The 975-nt window shown below is 64.9% G+C and carries 1 protein-coding gene; it reads left to right on the plus strand.

Translation table 11 applies throughout. From position 1 onward, the window contains the following. Positions 1 to 46: 46 nt before the first annotated feature. Positions 47 to 975: ABC transporter ATP-binding protein (locus tag NKH52_RS35380; RefSeq protein ID WP_352968523.1), on the plus strand; the 929-nt coding region annotated here is incomplete at its 3' end.

Consider the following 975-nt stretch of genomic DNA (forward strand, 5'->3'; position numbering starts at 1 on the left):
ACTGGGTGCTCAACCGGACGACAAGCCTCAAGGGAGGACGCGGGTGATGGCCGACAGCAAAGCGAAACCTGGCCTGCTGCTCGACGTCCGCAATCTGCGCATCGAGGCCACCGTCTTCCCGCCCGGAGAGCCGCCGAAGAACATCGTGCTGGTGCACGATGTCTCGCTGACGCTCGAGAAGGGCAAGGTGCTCGGCCTGATCGGCGAGTCCGGCGCCGGCAAGTCGACCATCGGCCTGTCGTCGATGGGCTATGGCCGCGGTGGCGTGCGCATCACCGGCGGCGAGGTGATCCTGAACGGCCGCGACATCCTCAAGGGCGGCAAGGACGGCTTCCGCAAATTACGCGGCCGCGAAGTCTGCTATGTCGCGCAGTCGGCGGCAGCGGCCTTCAACCCGGCGCACAGACTGATGGACCAGGTGGTGGAAGCCACGCTGCTGCACGGTACGGCGACACGTGCCGAGGCCGAGAAGCGCGCGGTTGCGCTGTTCAAGAAGCTCAGCCTGCCGAACCCCGAAACCATCGGCGAGCGCTTTCCGCACCAGGTCTCGGGCGGCCAACTGCAGCGCGTGATGACAGCGATGGCGCTGTGCTCGGAGCCGGACCTGATCGTCTTCGACGAGCCGACCACGGCGCTCGACGTGACGACGCAGATCGACGTGCTGGCGGCGATCAAGGATGCCATCCGCGACACCCATGTCGCGGCGCTCTACATCACCCATGACCTTGCCGTCGTCGCCCAGGTCTCCGACGAGATCATGGTGCTGCGCCATGGAAGGCTAGTCGAATGGGGCGGCACAAGGCAGATCATCAAGGAGCCGCGCCAGGAATACACCAATGCGTTGGTCTCGGTGCATGAGATCGAGCATCAGGAGCAGAAGCCCGGCACGTCGCCGTTCCTGTCGGTGAAGAACGTCACCGCCGCCTATGGCCGCAGCGACATCAAGGTGCTGAAGAACGTCTCGGTCGACATCTA

This window comes from Mesorhizobium sp. M1066 (assembly GCF_040318635.1).
In the GTDB taxonomy this organism is placed as follows: Bacteria; Pseudomonadota; Alphaproteobacteria; order Rhizobiales; family Rhizobiaceae; genus Mesorhizobium.